The 6,956-nt window shown below is 73.8% G+C and carries 9 protein-coding genes; all 9 read left to right on the top strand.

Annotated elements, in window-relative coordinates; translation table 11 throughout:
* Positions 1 to 101: 101 nt before the first annotated feature.
* A complete protein-coding gene (locus tag AB7J25_RS29505; RefSeq protein ID WP_428514466.1) occupies positions 102 to 683 on the top strand; it encodes a hypothetical protein in 582 nt (193 codons plus the stop codon).
* A 650-nt stretch (positions 684 to 1,333) separates the two neighbouring features.
* Entirely contained in the window at positions 1,334 to 1,591 is a 258-nt protein-coding gene (locus tag AB7J25_RS29510; protein WP_428514468.1) for a hypothetical protein, read from the top strand.
* Positions 1,592 to 1,631: 40 nt separating this feature from the next.
* Complete coding sequence (locus AB7J25_RS29515) at positions 1,632 to 2,312, top strand: SAF domain-containing protein (RefSeq protein WP_428514470.1); 681 nt, start codon at positions 1,632 to 1,634, stop codon at positions 2,310 to 2,312.
* Entirely contained in the window at positions 2,309 to 3,148 is an 840-nt protein-coding gene (locus AB7J25_RS29520) for a hypothetical protein (protein WP_428514472.1), read from the top strand. The genes AB7J25_RS29515 and AB7J25_RS29520 overlap by 4 nt, the downstream gene beginning before the upstream one ends.
* On the top strand, positions 3,145 to 4,605 hold the full coding sequence (locus AB7J25_RS29525; RefSeq protein WP_428514474.1) for a CpaF family protein: 1,461 nt from the start codon (positions 3,145 to 3,147) through the stop codon (positions 4,603 to 4,605). Before AB7J25_RS29520 ends, AB7J25_RS29525 begins: the two co-directional genes overlap by 4 nt.
* Entirely contained in the window at positions 4,602 to 5,516 is a 915-nt protein-coding gene (locus AB7J25_RS29530) for a type II secretion system F family protein (RefSeq protein ID WP_428514476.1), read from the top strand. Before AB7J25_RS29525 ends, AB7J25_RS29530 begins: the two co-directional genes overlap by 4 nt.
* On the top strand, positions 5,513 to 6,400 hold the full coding sequence (locus tag AB7J25_RS29535; protein ID WP_428514477.1) for a type II secretion system F family protein: 888 nt from the start codon (positions 5,513 to 5,515) through the stop codon (positions 6,398 to 6,400). Before AB7J25_RS29530 ends, AB7J25_RS29535 begins: the two co-directional genes overlap by 4 nt.
* Before the next feature lie 62 nt (positions 6,401 to 6,462).
* Positions 6,463 to 6,663 (top strand): hypothetical protein, encoded by a 201-nt coding sequence (locus AB7J25_RS29540; protein ID WP_428514479.1) that lies wholly within the window; start codon positions 6,463 to 6,465, stop codon positions 6,661 to 6,663.
* Positions 6,664 to 6,759: 96 nt separating this feature from the next.
* Positions 6,760 to 6,956, top strand: a 197-nt coding sequence (locus AB7J25_RS29545) for a TadE/TadG family type IV pilus assembly protein (protein ID WP_428514481.1), incomplete at its 3' end; no start/stop codon positions are given.

The following is a 6,956-nucleotide window of genomic DNA, read 5'->3' on the forward strand; positions in this document are numbered from 1 at the left end:
CCACAGGTTCCGGCGAACCGGGTGCCGCGTGTCACCTGTGCGCGGTACAAAGAACGGATCGACGGGGGAACGTCCCGCCACACCGACGCAGCAAGGCGGTGGTGACGATGATCAGCGGCCATGCCTGTCGTCCGGTGCTCGCAGCGCTACTTGGAGCCATCGTCCTCGTCGGCTGCACCGAAGGCCCGCAGGACCCGCTTCCTACCTCGACGTCGCCCGGTATCCGACCCTCGGCCTCCTCGGCCACCCCGACCGTGTCCACTACAACGCTCACTGAGTCCGTCGAGGCACTGGCCGCTTACGACCGGTTCTGGGCGGCGAAGGTTGCCTCGCAGGCGGATCCCACCAAGGAGCCGCCGAAGGCACTGCGCGCCAACGCCATCGACAAGGCCTTGTCCGATGCTCTCGCAACGGTGCTCCTGCTCCGCCGCAATGGAGTGGAGATGCGCGGGGAGCCAACTCACGAAACATCCGTGGTCTCGGTCGCGGCTGGGGCGCGGCCCGAGGTGGCCATCACGGACTGCCTAGACTCCACCGGCTGGCTTCCGGTGTTCGTGGCGACTGGCGACTCTGCGCTCGCCCCAGGCCAATCACCGCGCGTCGTTGTGGAGTCGGTGGCGACCATCTTCGATGGGCGCTGGGTCATCAAGACGTCGACCGCGTTCCGGGATCGCTCGTGCTGACGCGGGTCGTCGTGTCGCTCGTGGTAGCGGCGATGGCAGGGCTCGGGACCGCAGCTAACGCGGAGGCGACCGGCACCTCCGGTGGCGTCACGTGTCCACCGGATCAACCCATCTGCATCATCGTCGTCGAAGGGCCCGGCACTCCCGGATCGTCGCCGACTCCCACACCGGGCGGAGGTGGGACGCTCGAATGCCGCCTGCCGATCACGGGCGAGGCAGTCGACTGCTACGACCCCACCTTCGGATGGTGGAGCAACTCCCAGGGCTGCTACTTCATGCTGGTCGACCCTCAGCCGGCCAGTAGCGATCCCATCTGGTCCGGACACGGAGCCGGGGGGGCGATCTACCTGGCGACGTGCCTGAGCACGGGCGGATCGGGCGGGGGGTGGGTGTGGCTGCCGGGACCTCCCGACGGCTACGGCGGCAGGGCGACGCCGGCGACCCTGGCGCAGCGGGCCCTGGACTCGATGCGCCTGGACGGTCCGGACATCGGCATGGCGCCAGACCCCTCGGGCAAGGGCCTGGTCGGTCTGCCTGTGTGGATGTGGACCGAGGTGCGTGCCTCGACGTGGGGTCCGACGTCGGCGACGGCGTCTATCCCTGGGACGTCGGTGACGGCGACGGCGCGGGCGTCGAAGGTGGTGTGGGACATGGGTGATGGCCACACGGTGACGTGCACGTCGCCCGGCACCCCGTACACGAGGTCGGTAGGCGATGCGCGGTCCCCGACGTGCGGGCACGTCTACACCCGGTCCTCGGCCTCGCAGCCCGATCACGCCTACGCGGTCACGGCGACCACGACGTGGGTGGTGTCGTGGGCCGGCGGCGGGGAGTCCGGCGTGCTGACGGTGACCCGGACGTCGTCGACGAGCGTGCGCATCGGCGAGCTTCAGGTGCTGGTCACATGAGCACCGGTGCGCGGCGTGCCATGCCACGGGAGGTGGAGCTGTGACGACCACGAGCTCAAGTACGGCCCGGGCGGACGGGTCGGCGCGGGCGATGAAGGTCGCTGCACCGATGCGCGCCCCGCGGCCGCGCCGCCGTCCCGGGCTGCTGGCCCTGGGGGTGGCACTGGTCGCGGTGGGTGCGCTCGCGGCGGCGCGGCTGGTGTCGACCAGCAGCGCCCGCGTCTCGGTGCTGGTGGCGGCGCGCGACGTCGCCTACGGGACGGTCCTGACCGACGCAGACCTGGGGACCGTCGAGGTCGCCGACGCGAGCGGGGTCGCCGTCATCCCGGCGGGCGAGCGTGACCGCGTCGTGGGCCAGGTCGCTGCGACCACGATCGTGGCCGGGTCGCTGCTGGCGCCCGCGCAGCTCACCGCCGCGACACCCCCGGAGGCGGGGGAGGTCCTGGTCGGTGTTCCGCTCAAGGCCGACCGGCTGCCCGCGGGTGGCCTGACGCCCGGGGACCGGATCCTCATCGTCGAGACCCCTGGCGCGGACGGCGACCCGCCGACCGGGCCGCCCGCAACTCTGGCGGCGACCGTCGTGCGCGTCGGCCCTGCCGATCTCAACGGGGTGTCGGTTCTCGACGTCACGGTCGCGGCCGGGGACGGCCCGGCGCTGGCGGCGCGGGCCGCGACCGGGCGCATCGCGCTGGTGCTGCTGCCGCGGGCGGCCGCGTCATGACCGTGATCGCGGTGTGCTCGGCCAAGGGCGCGCCCGGGGCCACAACCAGTGCGCTTGCGCTGGCCCTGACCTGGCCGCTGAACGGCGATTCGGTGCTGCTGGTCGACGCCGACCCGGCCGGCGCCGACCTCGCCTCGGGCTACCTGCAGGGCGCGACCGGGCCGGGCGCCGGAGCCGGTGCCGTCGCGACTGCACGCGGCGACCTGCTCGACGCGGTCCACGGTTCCGCGGTCGCGCTCGACGCGACCGGGTCCCGGCTCCTGCTCGCCGGGCCCGCACCGTTCCCGCCGACCAGGCCTGGCGCGGCCCCGGCCTGGTCGCGGCTGCGCGAGCTCGACAGCAGCGGCGAGGAGAGCTGGACGGTCCTCGTCGACGTCGGACGACTGCCTGCGGGCGCGGACGCATCGCTGCTGGCGGCCGCGGACCTCGTGGTGCTCGTGACGGGGTCGTCGTTGCGCGCGGTCGCGGCAGCACGCCCCGCCGCGGCCGTGCTCCGCGCAGCCGAGCCGGCACACTCGTCGTCGCCGCGGCGGTGGCTGCTGGTCGTCGGTGAGCGGCGCCCGTACCCGGCTGACGAGGTCGCATCCTCCCTCGGACTCCCGCTGCTCGGATCGTTGGCCTGGGACCCTCGGGCGGCCGCGGTGCTCAGTGACGGCGCGCCCGCCGGGCGCTGGTTCGCCCGCACCGCGCTGATGCGCTCAGCCGCCGCCGTGACGGGCCGGCTCCGCGACCTCGCTGACCCGCTGCTGTCGCCGTTGTCGCCTCTGAAGCCGGACGCGACACCGCTGCGCTCTTCCGCATCGGCCGCTAACCAACGGACGGTGGTGGGGTCGTGACCGAGCAGCTGCGCGCCTGGCAGGTCGACGACCTCGACACGCCCGCGCTGCGCGCGTGGCCCGAGCCCGAACCGCCCGCGGCCGACCCGGGGGCAGGGTTGTCGGTCGATCACGGGCTGGTCCGGGAGCTGCGCCGCGAGGTCGCCGAACGCCTCGCCGCCCGCCTGCAGACCGACCCGCTGACCGACACGACGGCCCGCCAAGAGCTGTGCCGCTCCCTGCTCGCCGATCTCCTGACAGCCCGGTCCCGCGACGCCGCGCGAGCCGGCGCCCCGGGGTGGAGCGTGGAGGAGGAGTTCGCGCTCGCCGACGCCGTCATGTCGGCGCTGTTCGGCCTGGGGCGGTTGCAGCCGCTGGTCGATGACCCGATGGTGGAGAACATCGAGGTCAACGGCCACGACCAGGTCTGGGTGTCCTACGCCGACGGCCGCGAGGAGCGCGGTCCCGCCGTCGCGGACTCCGACGCCGAGCTCCTCGAGCAGCTCCAGCACCTGGCCGCTCGGGTGGCGGGCAACGAACGCACCTTCACCACCGCGAACCCGCGCCTGCACCTGCGCCTGGAGGACGGGTCTCGGCTGGCGGCGATGGCGTGGACGACACCGCGCCCTCAGGTGGTGGTGCGCCGCCACCGGGTCCGCGACGTCGACCTCGACGACCTGATCGCCCTCGGGATGCTGGACACCGCGCTGGTCGCATTCCTGCGCGCGGCGCTACGGTCCGGGAAGAACATCATCGTCACTGGGCTGCAGAACGCGGGCAAGACGACCATGATCCGGGCGCTGGCCAACGAGTTCGACCCGATGGAGCGGTTCGCAACCATCGAGCGGGAGTACGAGCTGCACCTGCACGAGCTCCCCGACCGGCACCCCCGGGTGGTGGCGATGGAGGCCCGCGAGGGCTCCAGCGAACGCGACGTTTCCGGCCGTCGCGCGGGGGAGGTCACGCTGGCCGAGCTGGTGGTGGATGCGCTGCGGATGAACCTGCGGCGCATCATCGTCGGGGAGGTCCGCGGCAGCGAGGCCGTCCCGATGCTGGAGGCGATGTCGACCGGCAACGGGTCGCTGTGCACGATCCACTCCCGCACCGCCGCGCACGCCCTGGACCGCCTGGTCACGTTGTGCCTGTCCGCGGACATCGGGATGACCGACACGTTCGCCTACCGCCTGGTCGCAGGCTCCGTGGACCTCATCGTCCACGCCCGGCTGCTGGACGAGACCCACATCGGGGGGCGGCGGCACAGGTTCGTGTCCGACATCGTGGAGATCAACGGGATGGGCGAGTTCGGCCGCCCCACGACCACGACCGTGTTCGCCCCCGGACCCGACGGTCGCGCCGTCCCCACCCACGCACCGGCGTGCCTGCCGGAACTGATCCGGGCCGGGTTCGACCCCGGGTTCCTCGACCACCGCACCGGCACCTGGACCCTGCCGCTCGACCTGGTCGGGGCACCGTCATGACCGCGGTCCTGGCCGCGGTCGCCGGCGCGATCCTTGTCGCCGGCGTGCTGCTGGTCGTCGCCGGGCTGTTCCCCGCGCTCGCACCCGCACCGGTGCCGCGTCGCACTGCGACGACGCACCCGCGGCGGCTGCCGGCCGGGTCGCAAGCGCGCGCCGTCGTCGCGGTTTTGGGTGCGGCTGCGGCGTGGCTGGTCACCGGGTGGCCGGTCGCCGCACTCATCGTCGCCGCCACCGCGTGGGGCCTGCCAATCCTGCTCGGCACCTCGACCGTCGCGGCCGCGGGCATCGACCGGATCGAGGCGCTGGAGGAATGGACCCGGCGCCTGTCCGACGTGCTGGTCGTCGGTGTCGGTCTCGAGCAGGGAATCGCCGCGACCGTGCGCACCTGCCCGCAACGCCTTCAGGGCGAGGTGTCCGCGCTGGCGGCGCGGCTGGACGCCCGCTGGTCGACCGAGGCCGCGCTGCGCGCGTTCGCCGACGACCTCGACGACGCCACCGGCGACCTCGTCGTCGCCACGTTGATCCTGGGTGCCCGCCGCCGGGGCCCTGGCCTGGCACGGGTCCTGGCCGCGGTCGCGGACTCCGTCGCCGAGGAGGTCGCCATGCGCCGCCGGGTGGAGGCCGAGCGCGCCAAGCCCCGCACCACCGCCCGCGCGGTCACCCTCATCACCCTCGGCGTGGTCGCCGTCGGCGCCCTCAACGGCACCTACCTCGCCCCGTACGGCACCCTGCTCGGCCAGCTGGTCCTCGCGGTGATCGCGTGCGGGTTCATCGCATCGCTGGCGTGGATGCGGGCGCTGACTCTGACCCGCCCGCAGCCGCGACTGTTCCTGCCCACCGGATCAACCCGGCTCGGCGACGCCGCGGACCCCGCCTGGACGCCCGCCGCTTCGGGGAGGACCGGCTCATGATCGACCCGTGGGTGATCGCCGCTGGCGCGAGCGTGGGCGCGGGCGTCGCGGTGCTGATCCGCGCCCTGGTCCCCGACGTCCCCGACCTCGCCGCTGCCCTGGCCCGCCTGGACACCGCGGACCCCGAACCCGTCGCCGTCCACGGGGCGTCGCGGTGGCAGCGAACCAGCGACGGCGTCTTCACCGACCTCGCGGCCCGCCTGCACCTGGACCGCTACGCCCGCGACCTCGCCCTGCTCGGCGAGACCCCGGCGGCGCTGGCCGCCCGCAAGACCGGCTACGCGCTGATCGGGCTCGCGTTCCCGCCAGTCCTGCTCGCCGCGGTCGCACTGCTGGGCATCGCGCCCCCGCTCGTCGTGCCCGTCGCGGTGTCGCTGCTGCTGGCTGCGGTACTGTTCTGGGTGCCAGACGCGGACCTTCGCCGCCGCGCGCAGACCGAGCGGGACGCGATGCGCCTGGCGGTGTGCGCCTACCTCGAGCTCGTCGCCCTCGAACGCGCCGGCGACGCCGGCACCGTGCAGGCCCTCGAGCGCGCCGCCTGGGTCGCCGACGCCCCCGGGTTCGTCCGGATCCGCGACGCCCTGACCCGCGCCGAGCTCGCCGGGCGCCCGCCCTGGGACGCCCTAAGCGAGCTCGCCGAGCAGGTCGGCGTCCCCGAGCTCGGGGACCTCGCCGACATCATGCGACTGTCCGGCACCGACGGCGCCGCCGTCTACGCCACCCTGCGCGCCCGCGCCGCCTCGCTACGCCACCAGCTCCTGGCCGCGTCCGCGGCGGAGGCCAACGCCGCCAGCGAGCACATGATCATCCCCGTCGCCCTGCTCGGCATCGCCTTCATGGCCCTGATCGGCTACCCAGCCTTCGCCCGGATCCTGTTCTCCTAGAAGCGCTTCCCATCCCACCCTGCAATGCCCACGCACGCCGTACCGGACAGGAGCACCACCAGATGACCAGCACCCTGCTCGCCGCCCGCGTCCTGCTCGCCGGCCACCTCGCCCGCACCAGCCGCACCCTGCGCAATCGGGGTGAGGACGGTGTCTCCACCCTGGAGCTGGTGATCATCGTGCTCGGGCTCATCGCGGTCGCGACGCTCCTGGTCACCGCAATCACCCTGGCCGTCACCCGCCGCACCGACCAGATCAACTGACCACGGCCCGCCGCAGCTATGCCCGCCCGCACACCGGCAGGAACCGACGGCACCGCCCGGTGCCGGGGGTGGCATGCCCGCGGGCAGGACGGGTCGGTGAGCCTGGAGATAGCGATCCTCGCGCCCGCACTGCTGCTGCTGGTGTTCTCGATCGTCCAGGGCGGCCTGTGGTTCCACGCCCGCAGCCTCGCCCAGGCCGCAGCGCAGGAAGGCGCCGCCGCCGGTGCTGCCTACAACTCGACCACCGGCGCGGCGGTGGCGCGGGCCCGGTCCTTCCTCACCGACCACGCCGG

The sequence above is a fragment of the Pseudonocardia sp. genome (assembly GCF_050246655.1).
GTDB lineage: Bacteria > Actinomycetota > Actinomycetes > Mycobacteriales > Pseudonocardiaceae > Pseudonocardia.

Bases quoted from the DNA above. Each gene is read 5' to 3' on its own strand.
- AB7J25_RS29520 (WP_428514472.1), top strand. From the start codon at position 2,309: ATGACCGTGATCGCGGTGTGCTCGGCCAAGGGCGCGCCCGGGGCCACA.
- AB7J25_RS29535 (WP_428514477.1), top strand. From the start codon at position 5,513: ATGATCGACCCGTGGGTGATCGCCGCTGGCGCGAGCGTGGGCGCGGGC.
- AB7J25_RS29530 (WP_428514476.1), top strand. From the start codon at position 4,602: ATGACCGCGGTCCTGGCCGCGGTCGCCGGCGCGATCCTTGTCGCCGGC.
- AB7J25_RS29540 (WP_428514479.1), top strand. From the start codon at position 6,463: ATGACCAGCACCCTGCTCGCCGCCCGCGTCCTGCTCGCCGGCCACCTC.
- AB7J25_RS29510 (WP_428514468.1), top strand. From the start codon at position 1,334: ATGGGTGATGGCCACACGGTGACGTGCACGTCGCCCGGCACCCCGTAC.